Below are 24,012 nucleotides of genomic sequence, written 5' to 3'. Positions count from 1 at the left end.
GCCGTTTCTGCCGGACCGTGACAACAGGTGCAGTTGGGCGGACGGATCGATGATCCGGTCGCCACAGGAGCGAAAGATGAGTGACTTTCAGGGAATGGAAGATCTGCTGCAGGACTTTCTGGTCGAGGCAACCGACCTGCTGTCCGGCGTGGACAACAAGCTGGTCGATCTCGAGAAGACCCCGGGCGACCGCGGCCTGCTGAACGAGATCTTCCGCGGTTTCCACACCATCAAGGGCGGTGCAGGCTTCCTGAATGCCGCGGAACTGGTCGCCCTCTGCCATCTGACCGAGAATCTATTCGACAAGCTGCGCAACGGCGAGATGAACGTGACGCCTGTGCTGATGGACGTCATTCTCGACGCCACCGGCATCGTGCGCGACATGTTCGGCGCGCTGGAGCGCGGCATGCAGCCCACCGCTGCCGATCCCGACCTGATGGCCCGCCTGCGCGCCGCGCTGGCCGGCGAACTGACTGCCGAGCCTGCCAAGGCTGCCGCACCGGCTGCCCCGGTGGCGAAGCCGGTCGCGACTGCCGCGCCGGCCCCGGTGGGCGCCGAACCCGACTGGGTGGCGCTGCATCAGGCCGTGACCGGCGTCGTGCCGTCCGCCCCGCAGGCGGTGCCCGAGCCGGCCGCAGCCCGTTCTGCCAACGACGGTGAAGTGGCCGCCGTGGTCAACGCCGCTTTCGGTCGCCGCGCTGGCGACCGTCCGGGCGCACCCGCCCCGAGCGGCCGTCGCGACGCCGAGAAGGGGCGCGACAATTCGATCCGCGTCGATACCTCGCGTCTGGACCAAGTGCTGAACCTTTCGGGCGAGATCGGCCTGACCAAGAACCGCCTGACCTCGCTGCGCGCGGACATCCTGGCCGGCAAGAGCGACAGCGACACGCTGCACGCACTCGATGCCGCGGTGAGCCAGCTCGACCTGCTGGTGTCCGATCTGCAGAACGCGGTGATGAAGACCCGCATGCAGCCGATCGGTCGCCTGTTCCAGAAGTACCCGCGCATCGCCCGCGACCTCGCCCGCAACCTGGGCAAGGACGTCGAGCTGGCGCTGGTCGGCGAAGAGACCGAAATCGACAAGACGATGATCGAGGATCTGTCCGATCCCATCATCCACCTGATCCGCAACGCGGTCGATCACGGCGTCGAGACGCCGGATGAGCGCATGGCCCAAGGCAAGCCGGGCAAGTCGGTCGTACGCCTCGAAGCGCGCCAGGAAGGCGACCACATCGTCATCATGGTGGCCGACGACGGCCGCGGCATGAATGCCGAGCGTCTGCGTGCCAAGGCGCTTGAGAAGGGTCTGATCACCGATGAGGAAGCGAACACGCTGGACGAGCGTTCGAGCCTGAACCTCGTCTTCCTGCCCGGCTTCTCGACCGCCGCCACCGTGTCCGACGTGTCCGGCCGCGGTGTCGGCATGGACGTAGTGAAGACCAACATCCAGAAGCTGAACGGTTCGATCGAAATCCGCTCGGTGCAGGGCAAGGGCACGACCTTCGTCATCTCGCTGCCGCTGACGCTGGCCATCCTGCCGGTGCTGCTGGTGCGTCTGGCCGAGCAGCACTTCGCGGTGCCGCTGTCGATGGTGCGCGAAATCCTGCCGATCCAGCACGAAGACATCCAGGAAGTCGGTGGTCGCGCCACCATGGTGGTGCGCGGCGAAGTGATGCCGGTGCTGCCGCTGGCCCGCCTGCTCGGCTGGCCGCAGAAGAATCACCCGCAGTACGGCGTGCTGATGCAGTCTGCCGAGTCGTCCTTCATCCTGGCGATCGACAACTTCGCCGGCCGCGAGGACGCGGTGATCAAGAGTCTGGACGACTTCCGTCCGAAGGGCGTGGCTGGTGTGACCACGCTGTCGAACGGCCAGATCGTGCTGATCCTCGACATGAAGGAGCTGCTGGGCTCGATGGGCGACACGCGCGGTGTGTCGCGTTCCAGCCTGATCGGTCACGTCGCCCGCGCCGCCTGACGACCACTGTTTCAACGCTGTTTCAAGGAGCCCGCCCGGGCCTGGTCCGGGCGGGCTCTTTTCCTTTTCCAGCCTGGGTTTCAGGGCTGTCTGCCTCGCAATCTCTCTGCCCCTAAAGACTTCAGTTCGAGGGTCGATAAGAAAGCATACCCGGCACTTCGCCGATCGCTACAGAGGGAGTCAAACCATGGCCGAAGCTACCCTGATCCAGCCGATTTCGTCGCCGTTCCCCGCCGCCGCGATGCTGCCTGCGGCCAGCATCCAGGCCCATCACGCTGAAATCATGCGTTTGATGGATGCGATCGAAACGCTCGGCAACGAGGCGATGGTGACCGCGATGAATCTCGCCGGCGAAGCTGCCGAAGCCGACGCACGAGGCCTCTTCATGCGCGCGCAGGAAGTGCGCGCCTGGGTGCAGACCACGCTCGACATGGTCAATACCGATGCGCTGTGCCCCGACCTGTCGGGTCAGCTCGCCTATCAGGGCGTCGAGCAGGCGGCACGCCTGGTTGCGGCGCGTGAAACGCTGCCGCGCTGAGATCGATCACTGTCTGTTCCAATCGCCGAAGCACGATTGATGCAGGCGAGGACACCGAGTGTCGAAAAATCCTGAGCAGGACTTCGATTTTGACGTCTGGAAGGAACTGGCCCATTCAGATCCCCAGACCTATTTCGCGGAGCGACGGCGCGTGATCGAACAATTCATCAATACCTGCCCGCCGGACAAGCAGGCAGTTCTGCGCGACCTGCAGGTTCGCATCGATGCCAGCCGGGCGATGGCGGGCTCACCCAATCAGTCGGTGCGCGAGCTGTCGCGCATGATGGAGGACTACCTGCTCGCGCTGTCCGAGCGCCTGATGGCGCTGCACCGAGAAACGTCGGCGCTGCAGACCTCGCTGCGTCAGGGATTGCGCGGCTCGACCTGAGTCGGCCCCCGCAGGCGCGTCTTCCGGCCGGCCCGGCGCGTACTGCAGGGCTGGCGACGCAGGCTCCGGGCTGCCGCTTCGCGCCGCCCACTCCACACACATTCCTGTCACGACTGACCCGACCGCGGTCGCAGATGGGGTGATCTTCGGCCGCTGTTCCGCCGATTGCCGCTGGTCCCTCCGGCGCATCATCCTGCGCATTGCCGAACCGGGTCTGCGCACGTGGCAGAAGAAAGCGATCTCGAAAAGACAGAACCAGCGTCACAGCGACGACTGGAAAAGGCGCGCGAAGAAGGGCAGGTGCCCAACTCCCGCGAACTGGCTACCTTTCTCGTCACCATCACCGGTGTCGCCGGCATGTCTGCGCTCGCCGGCTGGATGTGGCCGCGCAGCGCCGATCTGCTGCGCGACGGCCTGACCATAGACCGGCGCGCGATCTTCGATCCGGCGGCGATGTTCGCGCTGCTTATCGAGCGCTCCACCGATGCCCTGCTGATGCTGGCGCCGCTGTTCATCGCGCTGATGCTGGCCGCCTTCGTGTCGCCTTTCCTGATGGCGGGCTGGAACTTCGCGCCGAAGGCACTCGAACCGAAATTCTCGAAACTGAATCCGGCTGCCGGTCTGAAGCGCATGTTCTCGTCCACGGCGGCGGTCGAGCTGGGCAAGAGCATCGGCAAGGCGACATTGGTGGGTAGCGTCGCCGCCTGGGTGGTCATGCGCGACCACGAGAAGCTGTTCGCACTGTTCGGTGCGCCGGTCGACGTTGCGCTCGGCGCCACCGGCGACCTCATCATGACGGCCACCCTGCTGCTGGTCGCCGGCATGGCGCTCATCGTCGCCATCGACGTGCCCTTCCAGCTCTGGCACTACCACTCCGAACTGAAGATGACCAAGGAGGAGGCGCGCCAGGAATTCAAGGAGCAGGAAGGCGATCCTCACGTCAAGGGGCGCATTCGCCAGCAACAGCGCGAAATGGCGCGCAGCCGGATGATGGCCAATGTGCCGAAGGCCGACGTGGTGGTGACCAACCCGACCCACTACTCGGTTGCGCTGCGCTACGACGCGGCACGCGGCGGTGCGCCGCGCGTGGTCGCCAAGGGGGCGGGCGAGATGGCGCTGCGCATCCGTACCGTCGCCAGCGAGCACGGCGTGCCGCTGGTCGAGGCACCGCCGCTGGCGCGCGCGCTGCACAAGCACTGCGAACTTGAGCAGGAAGTGCCGGCGCGGCTTTTCCGCGCGGTGGCCGAGGTGCTGGCCTACGTGTACCAGCTCAACGACGCCTTTGCCCGCGGCGGCGACATTCCGAAGATGCCCGGCGACCTGCCGGTGCCGGAAGACATGGACCCGGGCAGCGACTGACCTGCCGTACAAGGGTCCTGCCCGACCGTATGTCGAATAGATGAATTCTCGCCTCAAGCGCTGTGTGCAGCAGCCGTTAAGTCATTGAGTTTCATGCACACAATCAGCTCCTGAGGGACTCTCCATGAAGAACCTGAGAATCTCCACCCGTCTTGCGCTCGGCTTCGGTCTGATCGCACTGATCTTCATTGCGGTGGCCGTTTTCATTGAAATCCAGTCGGTGCGCATGAGTGCCAGCGCGCACGAAATCCGCGCGCTGACCCAGCCCAAGGTCGATGCGATCGCCGATCTGAACGACGCGGTACAGCGGGTGCGCGTCTATTCGCGCAGCGCCATCATCGAAACCGAAGACGCCGCGATCCAGAAGGTGCGTGTCGAGCTGGAGGGCTACGTCGGCAAGGCCGACGAGGCGGTCAAGCGCCTCGGCGCACTGGTCGCCTTGCCTGGCAGCGAGGAGGCCGAGCGGGCTTTGTTTGCCCAGCTCGAACAGCGCCTGCAGGCCTTCCGCGGCATTTCGCAGGAGGTGCTGGCCCTGGGACTGGTCAATCGCAACACTGAGGCGAACGAACTGCTGCATTCGACGCATGGCCCGGCGGCGATTGCCCTGAATGAGGCGTCGATGGCGCTGCGCGAGCGCGTTCGACTGCGCAACGACAGCGCCATCGCGGCGCTCGAAGACTCGGCCAACGCACTGACGCGCGCCGTGCTGATCGCCGGTGCCCTGTTCATCGTGGCTGCAATCGTCGTTTCGCTCATCATCACGCGCAGTATTTCCAGCCAGCTCGGCCATACCTTGTCGGCGGTGCGGCGGATCGCCGACGGCGACCTGACCACCGATCTGCGACCGGAGGGCGAAAGCGAGCCCGCGCAGGTATTGCGCGCGGTCCAGTCGATGCAGCAGTCGCTGCGCGGCATGGTGCGCACGATAGGCGAGGCCACCGGCAAGCTCGGTGACTCGGCCGCCCACCTGTCCGGCGCCACCCAGCAGGTGCGGCTCGCCTCGGATTCGCAGGCGGAACTGGCGGCCGCGATGGCCGCCTCGCTGGAGGAGCTGTCGACCTCGATCACCCACGTCAGCGAGCTGAGCAACGAAGCACGCGACGCCTCGCACGTGGCCGGTGAGCACGCCTCGGACGGCGCTGGCGACATCGGCCGCATGGTGGGGCAGATCCGTGAGGTGACCGAGGGTATCGAGAGCAGCGCCCAGCGCGCGCTCGAACTGGGTAGCGAAGTGGCGCACATCACCCGCATCGTCCACGTGATCCGTGACGTCGCCGACCAGACCAATCTGCTGGCGCTGAATGCGGCGATCGAGGCCGCGCGCGCCGGTGAGATGGGGCGGGGTTTTGCGGTGGTCGCCGACGAAGTGCGCAAGCTGGCCGAACAGTCGGCGCGCTCGGCCACCGAGATCACCGATATGGTGACGCGCATCCAGAGCGGCGCGACCGAGGTGTCGAGCACCATGCAGAGCACGGTTCAGCGGGTGCACGCGGGTCTGGCGACGGCCGAGCAGGGACGGGCCAAGGTGCTGGACATCGATGCGCACGCACGGCGGGTCGCCGGCACGATAGGCGAGGTGTCTGGCGGCCTGCAGGAGCAGGCCGTAGCCAGCCAGGATCTGGCGCGGCGCGTCGAGCAGATCGTGCAGGTGGTCGAGGAGAACGCCAGTGCGGCGGCGTCGGTTGCCAGCTCGGCAAGCGAGCTGGCCAGCCTCTCCGAACAGCTGCAGGGCGAGGTGAGCCGCTTCCGCACGGCGGCCTGAGCCGGGCAGCACTCGGGCGAACAGGCAAAAAAACGGGCACCACGCGGGTGCCCGAAAGGGGTCCTCAGAGAGAGGAAGGAGGAAACCTGTGTTCAGTCGGCCATGACGAGCCGGTTGCCCTGCAGTCTGACCTTGTCGCCGGTGCGCCAGACCGGTTCCGCGTCCAGCGTGACCGTGCGGTACTCGCCGTTTTCCATGCGCACACCGACTTCCCAGCGTGAGGTCGTGCGCTGCGTCTTTTCGACCTGGTGGCCGGCATAGGCGCCACCGGCAATGCCGATCAGCGTCGCGATCGTGCGCCCGCTGCCCTTGCCGACCTGGTTGCCGAGCAGACCGCCTACCACGCCGCCGGCGGCAGCACCCAGACCGCTGGGGTCGGCCGGCGCCTTCACCTCGCGTACCGATTCGACCAGACCGCAGTCGGCACAAACCGGCGCCGGAGCGCGGTAATCGGCCTCGCTGCGCGGCAGCGTCTGCTCGTAGGCAGTGCGCGGCTGCGCCGGAATGACATCGATGCCCGAGTCGTAGGTCCGCTCCGCGACCTTGACCACACCTGCTTCGCCAGCGTCGGCGACATGCACCTTCTTCGCTGCCACAGCCTTGACGACCGGCTTCTCGCTGCGCTTATCGGTGGGTTTGTCAGCGGCGGCGGCGACCGGCTGAGCGGGTTCGGCGGCGGCGACAGCCTGGATTGCCGGAGCCGGCGTCGTGCCGGTCTGTGCGGCGGCCGCGACCACCGGTGCCGGCGTGGCCGGCTCGAACAAGCCGGACATTTTGGCGATGCCGACTGCGCTGAAGGCGGTGACCGAGACAGCGGCCACCCACAGAGCGGGGTGAAGCGAACTGGCTGAAGCGGCACGGGCCGGGGCGTTCATCTGTAGTCTCCTGGGACTGGGGTGCGACAGTGCAAGTAACGCACGCCGACGTGAACAGGAGCGCCCCCTGTTTGTAAGGGCGTTTTGCGCTGCGTAACAATCCAGTCGACCCAATAGCCGGGGAAAACCCCTCTTCTTTCTCCGGTTTGATGGACGTCACCTGCGATGAAATGTCGTCATGGCTACGTCCCTCTCGTTCCGTCAGGTCATCGGTTCCCCGAACATCGCCCAGATGGCCGCGCCGCTGCTCATCGTCCTCATCCTGTCGATGATGGTGCTGCCGCTGCCCACCTTCGTGCTGGACGTGTTTTTCACGTTCAACATCGCGATGTCGGTGATGGTGATGCTGGTGGCGCTCTATACGACAAAGGCGCTTGATTTCTCGGTATTTCCGTCGGTCCTGCTGGTAACCACGCTGCTGCGCCTGTCGCTGAACGTGGCCTCCACCCGGGTCGTTCTGCTCGAAGGTCACACCGGCCCGGATGCGGCCGGCAAGGTGATCGAAGCCTTCGGCCACTTCCTGGTCGGCGGCAACTACGCGGTCGGCATCATCGTTTTCATCATCCTGACCGTCATCAACTTCGTCGTCGTTACAAAAGGCGCTGGCCGGATCGCCGAGGTGGGCGCCCGCTTCACGCTGGATGCGATGCCCGGCAAGCAGATGGCGATCGACGCCGACCTGAACGCCGGCCTGATCGGTGAGGACGAAGCGCGCCGGCGGCGCAAGGAAATCGCCGACGAAGCGGATTTCTACGGTTCGATGGACGGTGCGTCCAAGTTCGTGCGTGGCGACGCGATCGCCGGCATCCTCATCCTGCTCATCAATATGGTGGGCGGCATGCTGATCGGTGTGATGGAGCACGACATGACCGCCGGCGGCGCCGCCAAGGCCTACGTGATGCTTACCATCGGCGACGGCCTGGTCGCGCAGATCCCGGCGCTGGTGATTTCGATCGCCGCCGGTCTGGTCGTGTCGCGCGTCGGCAACGATGGCGATGTGGGCGGCCAGGTGATCGGTCAGCTGTTCGGCGATCCGCGCGTGCTCGGCATTTCCGCCGGCATCATGGGCCTGATGGGCATGATCCCCGGCATGCCCAATTTCGTTTTCCTGCTGATCGCCGCCGGCCTCGGATACCTCGCCTGGCACGGAGTGCAGAAGGCGGCGTCGCCCAAGGTGAAGGAGGCGGCGGAGAAGAAGGCGGCCGAGCAGGCGGCGGCGCAGTCGGTCACGCCGCCCGAGCAGCAGGAAGCGGCATGGACCGATGTCGTGCCGGTCGACACGCTGGGTCTCGAGGTCGGTTACCGCCTCATTCCGCTGGTCGATCGCGGCCAGGACGGCGAACTGCTGAAGCGCATCCGCGGCCTGCGCAAGAAGTTTGCGGCGGAGATCGGCTTCCTGACCGCGCCGGTGCACATCCGCGACAACCTCGAATTGAAGCCCAACGGCTACCGCATCACGCTCAAGGGTGTCGATGTCGGCAGCGGCGAGGCCTATCCGGGCAGCCTGATGGCGATCAACCCGGGTCGCGTGGCCGGCTCGCTGCCGGGCCGCGAAGCGCGCGATCCGGCTTTCGGTCTGCCGGCGGTGTGGATCGAACAGGGCCTGCGCGAACAGGCGCACGCGCTTGGCTACACCGTGGTCGACGCGGCCACTGTGATCGCCACCCACCTGAACCATCTCATCCTGACCCACGCCGCCGAACTGTTCGGCCGTCAGGAAGCGCAGGCGCTGCTGGAACACGTCGGTCGCGAACAACCCAAGCTGGTCGAGGATCTGGTGCCGAAGGCGCTGCCGCTGGCGGTGGTGCAGCGCGTGCTGCAGAGCCTGCTGGAGGAGGGCGTGGCGATCCGCGACATGCGCTCCATCGTCGAGACGCTGGCCGAGTACGCGCCGCGTACGCAGGACCCGCTCGAACTGACCTCGCGCGTCCGCGTGGCGCTGGGTCGCGCCATCGTGCAGCAGCTGTTCCCGGGCAACACCGACGTCCAGGTGATGGTGCTCGACCCGGGTCTGGAGCGCCTGATCGGTCAGGCGCTCGGTGGCGGCGGCGACGGGTCGGTGATCGAACCGGGTCTGGCCGACACGCTGATGAATGAAGTGGCGCGTACCGCGCAGAACCAGGAAGAAATGGGTCTGCCCGCCGTGCTGCTGGTGCCGGCGCCGCTGCGCTGGCTGCTGTCGCGCTTCCTGCGCCGGGCGGTGCCCAGCCTGAAGGTGCTCGCAAATTCCGAAGTTCCTGAAACACGCACCATCAAGGTGACCTCTGTCATCGGAGTCAAATCATGACGCCTCGCAAATATCTCGCTGCCTCCGCCCGCGACGCCCTGCGCCGCATCAAGGAAGATCTCGGCCCCGACGCCATCGTGCTGTCGAACCGACCGGTCGAGGGCGGCGTGGAAATACTCGCGCTGCCGGCGAATGCGCTGGAGGCCATGACTGCACCGACGAAGAAGCCGGCTGCAGCGCCGGTGGCACCGGTGGCGCGCGCTGCTGCGCAGCCCGTCGCGCGCGCCGAGGCGCCGCCGGCATTTCAGACCTCGTCCCGGCCCTACGGCGACGAGGATTTCGAGGTGACGCTGTCGAGCAGCGTGGCTGCGCGCAAGGTCGCACCGGCGCCGGCGCCGGCTCCGGCACAGGAAGTGCGGGCGCCTAAGCCCTGGCAGCCGTACAAGCCGCGTCCGGCGACGCCGAGCGAATTGCGCGATCTGGCGCGCGGCCGTCAGCAGGCGCCGGCCAACGAGCACCTCGACGCGCACGCTGAAGTGCCGCAGCGTCGTGCCGCACCGGCTGTCGAGACCGCACCGCGTCACGCCGCGCAAGCGTCCGAGCCGGCGCCGCAGCTCGACGCCGCACTGCGCGAGGAACTGGGCAGCATCCGCCGCATGCTCGAACAGCAGCTGGCCGGCTTCGCCTGGGGCGAAATGTCGCGCAGCTCGCCGATCAAGACCACGCTGGCGGCCGAAATGCTCGAATCCGGCTTCAGCGCAGTGACCACCTACCGTCTGCTCGACCAGCTCAGCAGTTCCGACTCGCTGGCTGCCGCGCGCAATGAACTGCGCACGCTGATCGGCCGCGACCTGATCACGCTGAATTCCGACGCCGACATCATCGACCGCGGCGGCGTCTATGCGCTGGTCGGCCCGACCGGCGTCGGCAAGACCACCACGACTGCCAAGCTTGCCGCCCGCTGCGTCGTGCGCCATGGCGCCGACAAGGTGGCGCTGCTCACCACCGACGGCTACCGGATCGGCGCCCATGAACAGCTGCGCATCTATGGCCGCATCCTCGGCGTACCGGTGCATGCGGTGCGCGACGCCTCCGACCTGCGTCGCATGCTGGTCGAGCTGCGCGACAAGCACATGGTGCTGATCGACACCGTCGGCATGAGCCAGCGCGATCGCGCCGTCGCCGAGCAGATTGCCATGCTGTCGTCGAGTGGCGACGTACGCCGTCTGCTGCTGCTGAATTCGGTCGCCCGCGCTGACGCGCTGGACGATGTGGTGCGCGCTTATTCGTCGCCGAATGGCGGCGCCGATCTGGCCGGCGCCATCATCAGCAAGGTCGATGAATCGGTCACGCTGGGCCCGGTGCTCGATGTGCTGATGCGCCACGAACTGCCGCTTTACTACGTCGCCAACGGCCAGCGCGTGCCGGAAGATCTGCACCTGCCCAACCGTGCCTACCTGATGCACCGCGCGCTGCGTGCAGCCGGCGAGGAATCGTCGCAACACCTCTCACCGCAGGACGCCGGCCTGTTGATGGCTGCCTCGCGTCGCGACATGCGCAGCGAGGTGAGCCGTGGCTGATTTCATGCACGACCAGGCGGCCGGCCTGCGCGCCATGTTCCGCCGCTACCCGACGCAGCGCGTCGCCTTCGCCGGCGCGATGGATGGCGTCGGCAGCACCTCGATCGCACTGGCGACCGCGATCGAAGCGGCCCGCAGCGGCTTGCGCGTGACGCTGATCGACGAACACCAGGGCGCCGGCTCGGCCACCGCGCGGCTGGGTCTGACCTCGCGCATCGACCTGCTGCAGGCGATCAACCGCGACGTCGCGCTCGCCTCGGTGCGCATCGCCTCGCAACACGGCGTGGCCGTGGTGCCGGCAGCCCGTCTCGCCGCTGCGTCGAAACAGCTGAACCGCCTGCAGACCGAGGCGCTGGACGAAGCGCTGGTCGAACTGACCCGAGATACCGAACTGCTGGTGATCGACTGCGCGCTCGACGACGGTCAGCTGTCGGCGCTGGCCCGTCGAGCCGACCGGCTGGCGGTGATCACCGCCGCCTCCGGCGTCAGCATCACCGCCGCCTACGCGCTGATCAAGCGTCACCTCGCCGGCAATGCGCCGGTGACCGGCGGCGCGGCCCGGCCGGTGCATGTCGGCGTCAGCCGCGCGCGCTCGGTGGCCGACGCCCGTCAGGCCTTTGCCAGCCTGAATGGCGTGGTGAGCGAACATCTGGGCAGTGCGCTGCACTGGCTGGGCTGCCTGCCGAGCGGCTACCAGCGCCCGGTTTTCGCCACCGCGGGTGACGATGCCCTCAAGATCGGGCGCGATCTTGCCGAAAAGCTTTTCGTGACCCGCGAGGCGGAGAAAGCCGGTATGTTGTCGGCCCTGGACGACGCGCTCGCGGGTGACCGCAGCGACCGGGGAGGGCGTGCAGACGGATTCCCGGCCCAAGTGGCCTGACTGCACAAGCGACCCGCAGCAGAGGACGAAACATGTACACCGCATCCGGAACACTGGACCGTGATCAGCTTGCCAAGCACTACGCGCCGCTGGTCAAGCGCATTGCCTACCACCTGATGGCCAAGTTGCCGGCCAGCGTGCAGGTCGAGGACATCATCCAGAACGGCATGCTGGGCCTGCTCGACGCGATGAGCCGCTACGAGGAAGGGCTGGGCGCGCAGTTCGAAACCTATGCCGTGCAGCGCATCCGCGGCGCCATGCTCGACGGCCTGCGCGAGAACGACTGGCTGCCGCGCAGCCTGCGCCGCGACATGCGGCGCATCGAAACGGCCATCCACACGCTGGAACAGCAGAAGGGCCGTCAGCCGACCGAAGGCGAACTGGCCGAATCGCTCGGCATGCCGCTGCCCGAGTACCAGAAGATGCTGCAGGAAGCGCGCGGCTATCAGCTGGTCTATTTCGAGGACTTCACCGACGGCGACGACGATGACTACCTCGACCGCCACAGCGTCGGCACCGAAGACCTCGATCCGCTCGAACGACTGCTCGACAAGAACATGCGCGACGTGCTGGTGCGTGCCATCGGCGATCTGCCGGACCGTGAAAAGACCGTGATGGGTCTCTATTACGAAGAAGACCTGAACCTGCGTGAGATCGGGGAAATCCTCGGCGTGTCCGAATCGCGCGTCTGCCAGCTGCACAGTCAGGCGATCGCCCGCCTGCGCAGCCGCATCGCGGCGCGCGGCTGAGCGGAGTACGCGTGCGCGTCGATCGCATCAGCATCGCCGGCCTGCTGCTCGGTCTGGCTGCCATCATGCTCGGGCAGGTGCTCGAGGGCGGCAGCCTGTCTTCGCTGTTCCAGCCGGCCGCCTTCGTCATCGTGCTCGGTGGCACGCTGGGCGCGACCATGCTGCAGACCCGTTTTCCCATCTTCATGCGCGGCATGCGCATGGGGCGCTGGGCCTTCGTCGCGCCATCCCAGGTGCCGGACGACATGATCCGCAGACTGGTCGCCTGGGCTCAGCTGTCGCGGCGCGAGGGCATCCTGGCGCTGGAAAAGCAGGTCAGCAACGAATCCGACCCGTTCTTCCGCAAGGGCGTGCAGCTGCTGGTCGATGGCGCCGATGCGACCCGCCTGCGCGAGGTGATGGAAGTCGAGATCACCACTTACGAGAACACGCTGCGCCAGGCTGCGCGGGTGTGGGATTCGGCCGCCGGCTACTCGCCGACCATAGGCATCATGGGCGCGGTTCTGGGCCTGATCCACGTGATGGAGAACCTTGGTGACCCGACCCGGCTTGGCGCCGGCATCGCCACCGCCTTCGTCGCCACCATCTACGGCGTCGGTGCGGCCAATCTGGTGTTCCTGCCTATCGGTCGCAAGCTGCAGACCCACGTGTCACAGCTCATCGCGGTGCGCGAAATCTTCGTCGATGGCCTGGTCGGCATCGCCAACGGCGACAACCCGCGCATTATCGAGGGCAGGTTGCTCGGCTACGTTGCCCAGGTGCCGGAGTGAGCGCGCCACGCAAGCGTCGCTACGTGCCGGAGTCGGACGAGAATCACGACCGCTGGCTGGTGTCGTACGCCGATCTGGTCACCTTGCTGTTCGCTTTCTTCGTCGTCATGTACGCGATTTCCCAGGTCAGCGAGAGCAAGTACCGTGTGCTGAGTGCGTCGCTGAACAGCGCGTTTTCGGCCCGCGACGGCGTGCAGCTGATCGAGCTGCCGGCGGTGGCGCCGCCGCGCAGTGCGCTGCAGATCGAGCTCGACCAGGTCCGTCAGGCGCGTGCCGCAGCGAAGGAAAAGGAGAGGCGCGAACGTGCGCAGCGCACGATGACCGAGCTGACGCAGGCGCTGTCGGCACTGACGCGGGACGGCCAGGCCACCGTCACCGACGGCGCGCTCGGCATCACGGTCGATCTCGACGCCACCTTCCTGTTCGGCCGCGGCGACGCGACGCTGGAACCGGCGGCGCGCGACATCATCGCCGCGGTGGCCGGCGTGCTGTTGTACAGCGATTTTCCGCTGGTGATCGAAGGACACACGGACAACGTGCCAGCCACCGGGCGCGGCATGTCGAACTGGTCGCTGTCTGCGCTGCGCGCGGCGGCGGTGACCCAGGTGTTCGAGGAGCAGGGCATCATTCCGGCAAGGCTGACCGCGGCAGGTCTTGCCGACCAGCGGCCGATTGCCGGCAACGAAACCGAAGAGGGGCGGGCGAAGAATCGTCGCGTGTCCATTCGCATCGAAACATACTCGACCGACCGCGCAGCGCTCAATGGCGCACCGGCGAACGCACCGGTCGAGGTGCCCGAGGGCAGCCTCGGCTCGAGTTTCCCCAGGCTCTGATCACTGCGCCCGCTCGCGGCGTCCGCCCGGCGGTGGTCCTCCGCGCTCGCCACGGCGGTCGCGCGCCGACCCGTCCTCTGCTCCCCGCCCCGGCAGGCCGGAGTACAGCGCCGGCACCGTGCCTGGCAGCAGTCGGTCGGCGACGCGACGCTGGTCGGCGTCGAGCGTGCCGTACAGCAGTTCCGCCGCCTCGGCGATGTCTTCCATCGCGACCAGGCGGTTGCGAACCACATCGACCTTGCGACCTATCTGCTTCACCGCGTCGATGCGTGTGACGGGACGCGGGTCCAGTCGCAGCTGGTCCGCCATCAGCGCGCCTATCGTCTCGCGGTAGCGCTCCCACAAGGGCTGTTGCAGCGGTGTCAGCGACAAGCGCTGCTCCACCTCGGCCAACTGCGTCTGCAGATCGTCGACGACACCGGCACTGCCGCCGTTGTGCGCCTCGGCCGGAGGCCCGCGTCGTGAGCGGTCGAAGTCGTCGTCTGGCGCGGAGGCGCAGGCGGTCATCAGCAGCACGAGGCTGAGCAGCGGAAGGGTGCGGGAAACGGGCATGGCATGTGGCCTGGGCTGTGGAACAGGCGGCCACGATGACAGCCACCGGCAAACACGCTGTGTCGCCGGGTCAAGTCACGTTTTGCGGGTGTAAGCGGGTGTTGCGCCCCGCCGTGCTCAGGCGCTGCCGAATGAGCGACGGCTGGTGCGTGCCATCGACTGACCGTCAGGCCCGTAGGTCGATGCCTGCTCGGCGGCCGACATCAGCACGGCGAGGGCCTGCTGACTGGACTTCATCTGCGCCCGGATCATCAACCCGTTCGCCAGATTCGCGTCGTGCGCTTCGCGGGCCAATTCGAGCAGGTCGGCAAAAGGTTTGCGGCAGGCGGTCCATTCCGGTCCGCTGGCGAACAGTGCGTCGATGTCGGCCTTCGCCGGCTTCACGCCGGCACGCGCGAGCAGCGCCGTGCGCGCATCGCCCAACTGCGCGAGGCGGCCGTAGACCTCCGACTTGCGTGCGGCAAGCACGGGCAGGGTATCGACGTCACCGGATTCGAGCGCGCGGCGCTCGGCATCGAGATGGCCGATGGCCGCGCGCAAGGACGCGACCTCCTCGGTCATCAGTACGGACAGTCGCGCGGAAATCTGCGCGGCCAGTTCGTTCTGGGTCATCAGGTCGCCGGGCGCGTATTCAGCATCTGGCGCACGCTTTCGATCAGGCTGTCGGCCACGCGATCGGCGTTGACCTTGAAGCGACCGTCGGCAATGGCCTGCTTGATTTCATCGACGCGAGCGCTGTCGACCACCGGCACATTGGCAATGGTCGATTCGAGCTCGCGCAGACGCGAGGAGGTGCTCGAAACATCGACCTGGGCACCCGCGGAAGGCGTGGCCGAAGTCGAATTGGTCGGGGTGTTGCCCGACGAGTTGCGCGTGGTCGAAGTTGAAGTCGGACCAAGCGGCTTTCCAGTTCCGTCGATTTTCACGATGAACCCTTTCAGAAGACGTTCGATCGGTATTACGACGACGACACGACAAAACTTTAGAACTTTTTGTAGGGAGCCGTCTTACACCGATGCTTGATGAGCACTATATCAAGCACCGACGCGGCTGACCGTCGAACAGTTCCCATAGGGTCTGTTGCCGTTGAATCGCGTGCCGCGCGCGAATCCCGATGCGTCCAGATCAAGGCGGGCCGACGCCGGCTGACTGGCCGTCAGGCCAGGAGGCCCAACGCGGAGCTGGGCGCATCGGGACTCGCGCCCTTCGGGTTTGCAGCGTGCGAGGCACGGACTGCGTTGCGCTCCTTGTCGAGACGGCCAGTCTCGACTTCGTCGCACGCCTTGCCCGTGCCTCGCGCGCTGCAAACGCGGTTCGCGATTCAATGGCAACAGACCCTAATACATCACTTCGACAAGACCACCCGGACGTGCTACGCCGCTCACCACCTGGCCGCTGCCGGTGCGTATCTGCACCGTCTGGCCTGACTGCGCGGTGGCCAGCGCGCGGCCATCGTGACTGACCGAGAAGCCGTTGCCGCGTGCGAACAGCTTTACGATCTGGCCCTGCTGCACGGCGACCGGTGCGCGCAGCCAGTCGGCGCGCAGCGGCTGGCCGGCGCCGATGGCGACGTTCACCGACTGCCCGATGACCTGCTGCGGATCGGTGATCATGTTCGGCGGCAGGTCCGTCAGATCGCCGCGCATGAAGGCGTAATCGCCGTCGGCCACCACCTGGCCACGGCCCAGTGCGCGCGCCGCGACGAGATAGTCACCCTCGATGCGCACGCGTGACGGGATGTAGACGGTCCAGCTGGCGCCGGCGACGCAGCGTACGCCGACGCTGACGCGGCCCCAGGGCCGGGCGCCTGGTGGCAGGAAGGCCTCGTGCGCCGTGCAGGCAGCCAGCGCGATACGCGCGTCCGGCTGGCCGACTTCGACTACGGCCTTGCCCGGCATGCTTGCCGCCTGCGCGGTCAGGAACTGGCTCACGGTAGCGCGCAGCGCCTCCGGTGAGGTCTGTGCCTGCGCGTTGGAGCACAGCGCAAGCAGCAGCATGAGCAGAGGACGACGGAACATGGGCGGATCTCCTGGCGATGGACGCATTCGATCACGCTGCTTGCAAGGTCGATGCCGGAAATAGCGGGTGAAGCACGGTTCTGTTCCGCTGCGCCGTGCCGGGCGCGAGCCGTGCGCCCACTGCCGCCGCGAAAATCCTTTTCCGGCAAGGGTTTGAAGGCGGGTTGCGCTGGTTCGTACGGCAAACCTTGCCGCTCAGGGGCGGCAGAAGACGAGGAAAGGCGGGGTGCGAACAGTCCTTTTTTGCCGTTTCCGGCCGCACCTCGGCGCTTAAAGTCATTGGCACGATAGCTGCAATGGACTGCACATCATGCCGACACCTCTCGACCGACATCTCAACCTGCATCAAGCCGCCCTCGGCGTGCGTGCCGCACGCCAGCAGCAGCTGGCGTCGAACATCGCCAACGCCGATACGCCGCACTACAAGGCACGCGATATCGAATTCAGGAGCGCACTCGAAAGCGCGCTGGGCGGCAAGCTCGGCGGTCCGGTGGAACTGGCGCGTACCTCCAGCAAGCACATCGAAGCGAAGGGCGACGGTTCATTCGATCAGTCGATGAAGTACCGCACCGAAACGCAGTCCAGCGTCGATGGCAACACCGTCGATATGGACGTCGAGCGCGCGGCGTTTGCCGAGAACTCGGTGCAGTACGAAGCGCTGCTCACCTTCATCAGCGGTCGCCTGCGCACGATGCAGCAGGCAATCCAGGGCCAGTAAGGAGGCTGAACCATGGCAGGAAACATGTTCAATGTGTTCGGGATTGCCGGCTCGGCGCTGACTGCGCAGTCGGTGCGACTGAATACGACGTCGAGCAATCTCGCCAACGCCGATTCGGTCACCACGGCCAACGGCCAGCCCTACCGCGCCAAGCAGGTGGTGTTCGAGATGAAGCCGATCGCCGACGGCAGCGAAGCCAGCGGTGTGCGCGTGACGCAGATCGTCGAGAGCGCGGCGCCGCTGCGCAGCACCTACGACCCCACCAACCCCGCGGCAAACGCCGACGGTTACGTGCAGATGCCCAACGTCAACGTGGTGGAGGAGATGGTGAACATGATCTCCGCCTCCCGCTCCTATCAGACCAACGCGGAAATGATGAATACCGCGAAGCAGCTGATGCTCAAGACCCTCACCATCGGACAGTAAGGACAAAGCCATGGCCACCAATCCCGTCAATGGCAATTCTGCCGCCGACCTATACAGCTCGCTGAACACCACGCAGAAGCAGGCAACGTCCGAACTCGATGCGGCGCAGAACCGCTTCCTGATGCTGCTCACCACGCAGCTCAGGATGCAGGATCCGCTCAGCCCGATGGACAACGCGCAGGTCACTTCGCAGCTGGCGCAGATCAGCACCGTCGATGGCATCACCAAACTCAACAGCACGCTGGAAAAGATGATGGAGAGCACCAGCGATGCGCAGCACCTGCAGGCGACGGCACTAGTCGGTCACGCAGTACTAATCGAAGGTTCGGACCTGAAGCTGGTCGAGGGGCAGTCGATGGGTGGGGTCGAGCTGACCACACCGGCCGACGACGTCGTCGTCACGATCAAGGGCGCAAACGGCGTGATCGTCCGCGAGATGGCGCTGGGCGATCAGGAAGCCGGCATCACGCAATTCGTCTGGGACGGCAAGGACAACTCTGGCACGGCAGTTGCTCAGGATGGGTCGTACTCCTTCTCCGTGAAAGCGGTGCAGGGGGGCAAGACGCTGACCAGCACGCCGCTCGAACTCGCGGTGGTCGGCAGCGTCGAGCGCACCGGCGGAGTTACCCGCCTGAATGTGGGCCAGCAAGGGCTGGTCACGATGAACGACATCAAGCAGATCTACTGATCGGGAGTTGAATCATGGCCTTCCAGCAAGGACTTTCCGGACTGAACATCGCCTCCAAGGCGCTCGACGCGATCAGCAACAACGTCGCGAACTCGACCACCGTGGGTTTCAAGCAGTCGCAGGCACAATTTGCCGACATCTACGCGACCACGCTGGGCGGCGGCGGTTCGGCCCAGATCGGTATCGGCGCGCGGGTGAACGGCGTTGCCCAGCAGTTCTCGCAGGGCAACATCACCGTCACCAGCAATCCGCTGGACATCGCCATCAACGGTGAGGGCTTCTTCCGGATGAGCGACAACGGCGACGTGCTCTACACGCGCAACGGCCAGTTCTCGGTCGACAAGCAGGGCTACATCGTCAATGGCTCCGGTTACCGGCTCACTGGCTACGGCACCGACGCCAATGACAACATCGTGGTGACCGCGCCGATCGATCTGCGCATCGACACCGCGCTGTCCGGCGCCGAGCCGACGTCGACCACGGAGGCGAACCTCGCGGTCAACCTCGATTCACGACTGTCGCCGCCGGTCACGGCGCCGTTCTCGACCGCAGACACGTCGAGCTTCTCGTACTCCACGTCGATGACCACCTACGATTCGCTCGGCAATCCGCATGTGATGTCGATGTACTTCGTGAAATCGGCCACCCCGAACCAGTGGGATCTCTACACCACGCTTGACGGCGGCGCGCCGACGGCAGCGACTTCGCTGACCTTCAATTCGAACGGCGGTCTCGTCGGACCGTCTACGGTGGCGCAGTCCTTTGCCATCACCACCGGTGCCACCAGTCCGCTGGCTTTCGATCTCAACCTCGGCAACTCGACCCAGTACGGCACCACGTTCAGCGTGAATGCCGTGGCGCAGGATGGCTACACCTCGGGCCGGCTGTCCGGCCTCAGCGTGTCGCCGGAGGGCATCATCCAGGGCCGCTATACCAATGGCCAGTCGCGCACGCTGGGTCAGGTCGTGCTCGCCTCGTTCCAGAACCCGGATGGCATGGTGCAGCTGGGCAGCAATGCCTGGGCGGAAACCTCCTTCTCCGGTCCGCCGGCCGTCGGTGAGCCCGGTACCGGCAATCGCGGCGGTCTGCAGCCGGGCGCGGTCGAGGATTCCAACGTCGATCTCACCGCAGAACTGGTGAACATGATCACGCAGCAGCGCGCCTATCAGGCGAACGCGCAGTCGATCAAGACGCAGGATCAGATCATGCAGACGCTGGTGAACCTGCGCTGACGCGCACTGAGGAGCTGTCATGGACCGCGTGATCTACACCGCGATGACCGGCGCGAAGTGGACGATGGAGCGTCAGGCTTCGGTCGCCCACAACCTCGCCAATGCATCGACCACAGGTTATCGCGCGGAGGAACATCGTCTGCGTGCCGTTCAGGTGCAGACCGAAGCGTTCGCGTCGCGCGCCTTCGTCATCGACGCCAGCGTCAAGAACGACTACACGCCGGGCGCGCTGCAGCAGACCGGGCGTTCGTACGACATGGCCATACAGGGCAAGGGCTGGTTCACGCTGGCCATGCCCGACGGCACCGAGGCGTATACGCGCAACGGCCACTTCCAGATCAGTCCGACCGGCATCCTGCAGAACCATGAGGGCATTCCTCTGCAGGGCGAGACCGGTCCGATCACTGTCCCTCCGGACACTGAGGTGACGCTGGGTGCCGACGGCACGCTGTCCGCCGTGCAGCGCACCGGCGGCGTGAACCAGGTCAATCCGATCGGCCGTCTGAAGCTGGTCGATCCGCCCGAAAACACGCTCAAGCGTGGCGACGACGGCCTGTTCCGCTCGACCGCGCCGGGCCTGCAGCCGCAGGCACAGAACGTGCGTGTGGTCGGTGGCTACCTCGAAGGCAGCAATGTGAATGTGGTCGATCAGGTGGTGGCGATGATTTCGCTGTCCCGCCAGTTCGAGATGCAGACCAAGATGCTGCAGACCGCGGAACGCAACGACCAGGCTGCCTCGCAGGTTCTGGGCAATAACTGACAACCGGAGTAACCGACCATGATTCGCTCGCTGTGGATTGCCCGCACCGGCATGGATGCACATCAGACTCAGCTCGATGTCATCACCAACAACCTCGCGAACGTCAGTACCAACGGTTTCAAGCGTGCCCGCGCCGTATTCGAGGACCTGCTGTACCAGACCATGCGTCAGCCGGGCGCGCTGAACACGCAGCAGAACACCATTCCGTCGGGCCTGCAGATCGGTACCGGCGTGCGTCCGGTGGCGACCGAACGGATCCACACGCAAGGCAATATCCAGCAGACCGGCGGCACGCTGGACGTGGCCATCCAGGGCGAAGGCTTCTTCCAGATCCAGATGCCGGACGGCACGCTGTCCTATACCCGCGACGGCGCCTTCCAGAAGGACGCGCAGGGCGTCATGGTCACTTCGAGCGGCTTCCCGGTGCAGCCGCAGATCACCATTCCGGCCGATGCGGTGACGGTCACCATCGGCCGTGATGGCGTGGTGAGCGTGCTGCAGGCCGGGCAGAACGCGCCGACCCAGATCGGCCAGCTGCAACTGGCGACCTTCGTGAATACCGGTGGTCTGCAGAGCGTCGGCGAGAACCTGTTCGTCGAGACCGCCTCCAGCGGCGTACCGACGCCGAACACCCCGGGCACCAATGGCGCCGGCCTGCTCAATCAGGGCTTCGTCGAAACGTCGAACGTGAACGTGGTCGAGGAACTGGTGAACATGATTCAGACCCAGCGCGCCTATGAAATCAACTCGCGCGCCATCCAGACTTCGGACCAGATGCTGGCCCGACTGACCCAGCTGTAACAGATCCGGCGGAGACCACCATGAATGCCCAACGCCTTCACCTTGCCGCCCGCTGCGCAGGTTTTGCCGTGGTGCTGGTCGTGGCGGCAATGCTTGCCGGCTGCGTCACGACGACGCCGCCGACCGCGGTGCATCAGCCTATGTCGGTGCGTCCGGAACCGCGTCCGCAGTATCAGACCAACGCCGGTGCGATCTTCCAGCCGGGCGCCGTGCGACCGCTGTTCGAGGATCGTCGCGCGCGCATGGTCGGCGACACGCTGGTGATCAACCTGAGCGAGCGCACGCAGGCGGCGAAGAAGTCGTCGAGCTCGGCCGATCGCTCGCAGGACATCGAGGTCAGCGTGCCGCGCATCGCCGGCGTACCGCTCAAGGGCGCGCAGGGCATAGGCGTACAGGCGAACAGCGAGAACGTGTTCGCCGGCAAGGGCGCGTCCTCGGCGGACAACAACTTTACCGGCACCATCACGGTCACCGTGATCGAGGTGCTGCCCAACGGCAATCTGCTGGTATCCGGCGAAAAGAAGGTCGCGATCAACCAGGGTGACGAGTACATCCGCTTCTCCGGCGTCGTGAATCCGACCCAGGTGACTGCGGCGAACACGGTGCAGTCTACCCAGGTGGCCGACGCGCGCATCGAGTACCGCGCCACCGGCTATATCGACGAGGCGCAGGTGATGGGCTGGCTGGGCCGTTTCTTCCTGAGCTTCCTGCCGCTGTGATGAGGAATCAGCCCTCTTTTCCGGCCATCGGGTTCCTGGTCGCCGGCGTATAAAAGGCACTGTACTGCCGCCCGGAAGGCGAACTGAAATGAAGCGCTTCATCACATTCTTCGTACTTGCATGGCTGGCCGCGCTGCCCGCCAGTGCCGAGCGCATCAAGGACCTGGCGTCGCTGTCCGGCGTGCGCAACAACCAGCTGGTCGGCTACGGCCTGGTGGTCGGCCTCGACGGTTCGGGTGACCAGACCACGCAGACGCCATTCACCGTGCAGAGCGTGATCAACATGCTCGGCAACATGGGTGTGACCTTGCCGCCCGGACAGAATCTGCAGCTGAAGAACGTCGCCGCGGTCATGGTGACCGCCAGCCTGCCGCCCTTCGCGCGGCCCGGTCAGGCGATGGACGTGACCGTGTCGTCGATGGGCAACGCCAAGAGCTTGCGCGGCGGCACCCTCGTGATGACGCCGCTCAAGGGCGCGGACGGCCAGATCTACGGCATGGCCCAGGGCAATGTGGTGGTCGGCGGCGCCGGTGCCTCTGCCGGTGGCTCGTCCGTCACGATCAATCATCTGTCGGTCGGCCGCATCGCCGGGGGCGCTACGGTTGAACGTGCGGTGCCGACGGCGGTGGGCGAGGGCGATTTCATCAATCTCGAAACCCACACCACCGATTTCGGCACCACGCAGCGCATGGTCGATGCAATCAACGGCAGTGCCGGCCCCGGCACCGCGGTGGCGGTCGACGCCCGGCGCATCCAGGTTCGCGCGCCGCTCGACCCGAACCAGCGCGTCGCCTTCATGAGCCGCATCGAGAATCTCGACGTCACGCCGGCGCAGCAGGCTGCCAAGGTGATCGTCAATTCGCGCACCGGTTCGGTGGTGATGAATCAGGCCGTGACGCTGGACAGCTGTGCGGTCGCACACGGCAACCTGTCGGTCACCGTCAGTTCCGAGCCGGTCATCAGCCAGCCGGCACCGCTGTCCGGCGGGCAGACCGTGGTGGCCGAACGCAACCAGATCGACATCCAGCAGGAAGGCAGCGCGCTGATCAACGTTAAGAAGGGTGCGAATCTGTCAGAAGTCGTCCGTGCGCTGAACGCGCTGGGCGCCAATCCGCAGGATCTCATCATCATCCTGCAGGCGATGAAGGCGGCCGGTGCGCTGCGCGCCGAACTGGAAGTGATCTGATGGAAAACGCCGCGCTCAACACGCTGGCCGCGGACGTGCGCGGCCTCGACGTGCTGCGCCGCGCGGCGCGCGACAACTCGCCGGAGGCGCTGAAGGCCGCAGCCAAGCAGTTCGAGGCAATGTTCCTGCAGGTGGTGATCAAGTCGATGCGCGAGGCCTCGCACGGCGACGAGCTGTTCGGCGGGCAGGAAAGCAAGATGTACCAGGACATGCTGGACCAGCAATGGGCCCAGGTCATGACTGAAGGCGGCGGTACCGGTCTGGCGCGCGTGCTCGAACGGCAGCTGTCGGCCAATGCGAACAGCGCCGATACCTCGGTGAAGCCGGAACTGAAGCCGCTGTCCGAAGCCGGGCTGTACCAGGGCCTGCCGCGGATGCCGGCGGCGGCAAGCTCTGCCGCCCTGCGGCAGAGTCTGCAGCCGGGCGAGGCAGCCGCTGCCGCCGATCTCGAAGCGGCATTGGCCGAACTTGCGCCGGTCAGGACGCGCGATGTGCCGGAGCACGCACGCGCCTTCGTCGAGCGGGTGTGGCCGGCCGCGCTGTCTGCCAGTCGTGCGACAGGCATTCCGGCGCAGTTCCTGGTTGCCCAGGCCGCGCTCGAAACCGGCTGGGGCCGGGCCGAACTGACGTCGGCCGACGGTAAGCCGAGCCACAACCTTTTCAACATCAAAGCCGGCAGCAGCTGGCAGGGGCAGACCGTCACCGTTTCGGCCAGCGAGTTCATCGACGGCCGCTGGACCAAACAGACGGATGCCTTCCGCAGTTATGGCTCCTACGAAGAGAGCTTCGCCGACTACGCCCGTCTGTTGCAGAACCAGCCGCGCTACGCCCGCGTGCTCGGTGCGCAGGACGCCGGCAGTTTCGCCCGTGGCCTGCAGCAGGCGGGTTACGCCACCGACCCGGCCTACGCCGACAAGCTCGAACGCATCATCAAGGGGCCGCTGCTGCGCGCTGCCTTGTCCGGCTGAGCCTGCGG

At 66.1% G+C, this 24,012-nt stretch carries 25 protein-coding genes; 20 read left to right on the top strand and 5 right to left on the bottom strand.

Annotated elements, in window-relative coordinates:
* Positions 1–94: 94 nt before the first annotated feature.
* From METRZ18153_RS0114825 to METRZ18153_RS0114805, 5 genes are all read left to right on the top strand, one after another.
* Positions 95–1,975 (top strand): chemotaxis protein CheA, encoded by a 1,881-nt coding sequence (locus METRZ18153_RS0114825; RefSeq protein WP_020165467.1) that lies wholly within the window; start codon positions 95–97, stop codon positions 1,973–1,975.
* 187 nt (positions 1,976–2,162) lie between these two features.
* Complete coding sequence (locus tag METRZ18153_RS0114820) at positions 2,163–2,513, top strand: hypothetical protein (RefSeq protein ID WP_020165466.1); 351 nt, start codon at positions 2,163–2,165, stop codon at positions 2,511–2,513.
* A 58-nt stretch (positions 2,514–2,571) separates the two neighbouring features.
* Positions 2,572–2,901, top strand: coding sequence for a DUF3135 domain-containing protein (locus tag METRZ18153_RS0114815; protein WP_020165465.1), 330 nt, complete (start codon positions 2,572–2,574; stop codon positions 2,899–2,901).
* Between the two features lie 222 nt (positions 2,902–3,123).
* Positions 3,124–4,260 carry a flagellar biosynthesis protein FlhB gene (flhB, locus tag METRZ18153_RS0114810; protein WP_020165464.1) on the top strand — a complete coding sequence of 379 codons (1,137 nt, stop codon included), beginning with the start codon at positions 3,124–3,126 and terminating at the stop codon, positions 4,258–4,260.
* A gap of 124 nt (positions 4,261–4,384) precedes the next feature.
* Complete coding sequence (locus METRZ18153_RS0114805) at positions 4,385–6,022, top strand: methyl-accepting chemotaxis protein (RefSeq protein WP_020165463.1); 1,638 nt, start codon at positions 4,385–4,387, stop codon at positions 6,020–6,022.
* 92 nt (positions 6,023–6,114) lie between these two features.
* Here the strand turns inward: METRZ18153_RS0114805 and METRZ18153_RS0114800 are convergent, their stop codons facing one another.
* Positions 6,115–6,897, bottom strand: a complete 783-nt coding sequence (locus METRZ18153_RS0114800; protein ID WP_020165462.1) for an outer membrane lipoprotein — start codon at positions 6,895–6,897, stop codon at positions 6,115–6,117.
* A gap of 178 nt (positions 6,898–7,075) precedes the next feature.
* Between METRZ18153_RS0114800 and flhA the strand changes: the two genes are divergently transcribed.
* The 6 genes from flhA to METRZ18153_RS0114770 are packed head-to-tail and all read left to right on the top strand — an operon-like array spanning position 7,076 to position 13,936.
* Entirely contained in the window at positions 7,076–9,184 is a 2,109-nt protein-coding gene (gene flhA / locus METRZ18153_RS0114795; protein WP_020165461.1) for a flagellar biosynthesis protein FlhA, read from the top strand.
* Positions 9,181–10,704: a flagellar biosynthesis protein FlhF gene (gene flhF / locus METRZ18153_RS0114790; RefSeq protein WP_020165460.1), complete on the top strand. Its 1,524-nt coding sequence runs from the start codon at positions 9,181–9,183 to the stop codon at positions 10,702–10,704. The genes flhA and flhF overlap by 4 nt, the downstream gene beginning before the upstream one ends.
* The gene (locus METRZ18153_RS0114785) at positions 10,697–11,584 is read left to right on the top strand and encodes a MinD/ParA family ATP-binding protein (RefSeq protein ID WP_020165459.1); all 888 of its coding nucleotides are present in this window, start codon (positions 10,697–10,699) and stop codon (positions 11,582–11,584) included. The genes flhF and METRZ18153_RS0114785 overlap by 8 nt, the downstream gene beginning before the upstream one ends.
* 32 nt (positions 11,585–11,616) lie before the next feature.
* Positions 11,617–12,333 carry an RNA polymerase sigma factor FliA gene (locus METRZ18153_RS0114780; RefSeq protein ID WP_019917293.1) on the top strand — a complete coding sequence of 239 codons (717 nt, stop codon included), beginning with the start codon at positions 11,617–11,619 and terminating at the stop codon, positions 12,331–12,333.
* An 11-nt stretch (positions 12,334–12,344) separates the two neighbouring features.
* Positions 12,345–13,103 carry a flagellar motor protein gene (locus METRZ18153_RS0114775; protein WP_020165458.1) on the top strand — a complete coding sequence of 253 codons (759 nt, stop codon included), beginning with the start codon at positions 12,345–12,347 and terminating at the stop codon, positions 13,101–13,103.
* Complete coding sequence (locus tag METRZ18153_RS0114770; RefSeq protein ID WP_029143799.1) at positions 13,100–13,936, top strand: flagellar motor protein MotB; 837 nt, start codon at positions 13,100–13,102, stop codon at positions 13,934–13,936. The genes METRZ18153_RS0114775 and METRZ18153_RS0114770 overlap by 4 nt, the downstream gene beginning before the upstream one ends.
* Here the strand turns inward: METRZ18153_RS0114770 and METRZ18153_RS0114765 are convergent, their stop codons facing one another.
* From METRZ18153_RS0114765 to flgA, 4 genes are all read right to left on the bottom strand, one after another.
* Positions 13,937–14,488 carry a Spy/CpxP family protein refolding chaperone gene (locus METRZ18153_RS0114765; RefSeq protein WP_020165456.1) on the bottom strand — a complete coding sequence of 184 codons (552 nt, stop codon included), beginning with the start codon at positions 14,486–14,488 and terminating at the stop codon, positions 13,937–13,939.
* Between the two features lie 117 nt (positions 14,489–14,605).
* A complete protein-coding gene (locus tag METRZ18153_RS0114760) occupies positions 14,606–15,100 on the bottom strand; it encodes a flagella synthesis protein FlgN (RefSeq protein ID WP_020165455.1) in 495 nt (164 codons plus the stop codon).
* Complete coding sequence (flgM, locus tag METRZ18153_RS0114755) at positions 15,100–15,414, bottom strand: flagellar biosynthesis anti-sigma factor FlgM (protein ID WP_019917298.1); 315 nt, start codon at positions 15,412–15,414, stop codon at positions 15,100–15,102. The genes METRZ18153_RS0114760 and flgM overlap by 1 nt, the downstream gene beginning before the upstream one ends.
* A 411-nt stretch (positions 15,415–15,825) precedes the next feature.
* Complete coding sequence (gene flgA, locus METRZ18153_RS0114750) at positions 15,826–16,506, bottom strand: flagellar basal body P-ring formation chaperone FlgA (protein ID WP_020165454.1); 681 nt, start codon at positions 16,504–16,506, stop codon at positions 15,826–15,828.
* Positions 16,507–16,816: 310 nt separating this feature from the next.
* Here flgA and flgB point away from each other — a divergent pair, with 310 nt between their 5' ends.
* The 9 genes from flgB to flgJ all read left to right on the top strand — a co-directional run bounded on the left by flgB (position 16,817) and on the right by flgJ (position 24,004).
* Positions 16,817–17,224 carry a flagellar basal body rod protein FlgB gene (gene flgB, locus METRZ18153_RS0114745; protein WP_020165453.1) on the top strand — a complete coding sequence of 136 codons (408 nt, stop codon included), beginning with the start codon at positions 16,817–16,819 and terminating at the stop codon, positions 17,222–17,224.
* Positions 17,225–17,248: 24 nt separating this feature from the next.
* Positions 17,249–17,650: a flagellar basal body rod protein FlgC gene (flgC, locus tag METRZ18153_RS0114740; protein ID WP_020165452.1), complete on the top strand. Its 402-nt coding sequence runs from the start codon at positions 17,249–17,251 to the stop codon at positions 17,648–17,650.
* A 10-nt stretch (positions 17,651–17,660) separates the two neighbouring features.
* The gene (locus METRZ18153_RS0114735) at positions 17,661–18,338 is read left to right on the top strand and encodes a flagellar hook assembly protein FlgD (RefSeq protein ID WP_019917302.1); all 678 of its coding nucleotides are present in this window, start codon (positions 17,661–17,663) and stop codon (positions 18,336–18,338) included.
* A 14-nt stretch (positions 18,339–18,352) separates the two neighbouring features.
* Positions 18,353–19,570: a flagellar hook protein FlgE gene (flgE, locus tag METRZ18153_RS0114730; protein WP_020165451.1), complete on the top strand. Its 1,218-nt coding sequence runs from the start codon at positions 18,353–18,355 to the stop codon at positions 19,568–19,570.
* 19 nt (positions 19,571–19,589) lie between these two features.
* Positions 19,590–20,330: a flagellar basal-body rod protein FlgF gene (gene flgF, locus METRZ18153_RS0114725; RefSeq protein WP_020165450.1), complete on the top strand. Its 741-nt coding sequence runs from the start codon at positions 19,590–19,592 to the stop codon at positions 20,328–20,330.
* An 18-nt stretch (positions 20,331–20,348) separates the two neighbouring features.
* Entirely contained in the window at positions 20,349–21,131 is a 783-nt protein-coding gene (gene flgG / locus METRZ18153_RS0114720) for a flagellar basal-body rod protein FlgG (protein ID WP_020165449.1), read from the top strand.
* Between the two features lie 20 nt (positions 21,132–21,151).
* Entirely contained in the window at positions 21,152–21,850 is a 699-nt protein-coding gene (locus tag METRZ18153_RS0114715; protein ID WP_020165448.1) for a flagellar basal body L-ring protein FlgH, read from the top strand.
* Between the two features lie 88 nt (positions 21,851–21,938).
* Complete coding sequence (locus METRZ18153_RS0114710; protein ID WP_020165447.1) at positions 21,939–23,036, top strand: flagellar basal body P-ring protein FlgI; 1,098 nt, start codon at positions 21,939–21,941, stop codon at positions 23,034–23,036.
* On the top strand, positions 23,036–24,004 hold the full coding sequence (gene flgJ, locus METRZ18153_RS0114705; protein WP_020165446.1) for a flagellar assembly peptidoglycan hydrolase FlgJ: 969 nt from the start codon (positions 23,036–23,038) through the stop codon (positions 24,002–24,004). Before METRZ18153_RS0114710 ends, flgJ begins: the two co-directional genes overlap by 1 nt.
* Positions 24,005–24,012 lie beyond the last annotated feature (8 nt).

This window comes from Methyloversatilis discipulorum, assembly GCF_000385375.1.
GTDB classification, from domain to species: Bacteria; Pseudomonadota; Gammaproteobacteria; order Burkholderiales; family Rhodocyclaceae; genus Methyloversatilis; species Methyloversatilis discipulorum_A.
Note: the sequence above shows the minus strand (reverse complement) of the source record. Positions and strands in the feature narration are given on the sequence as shown.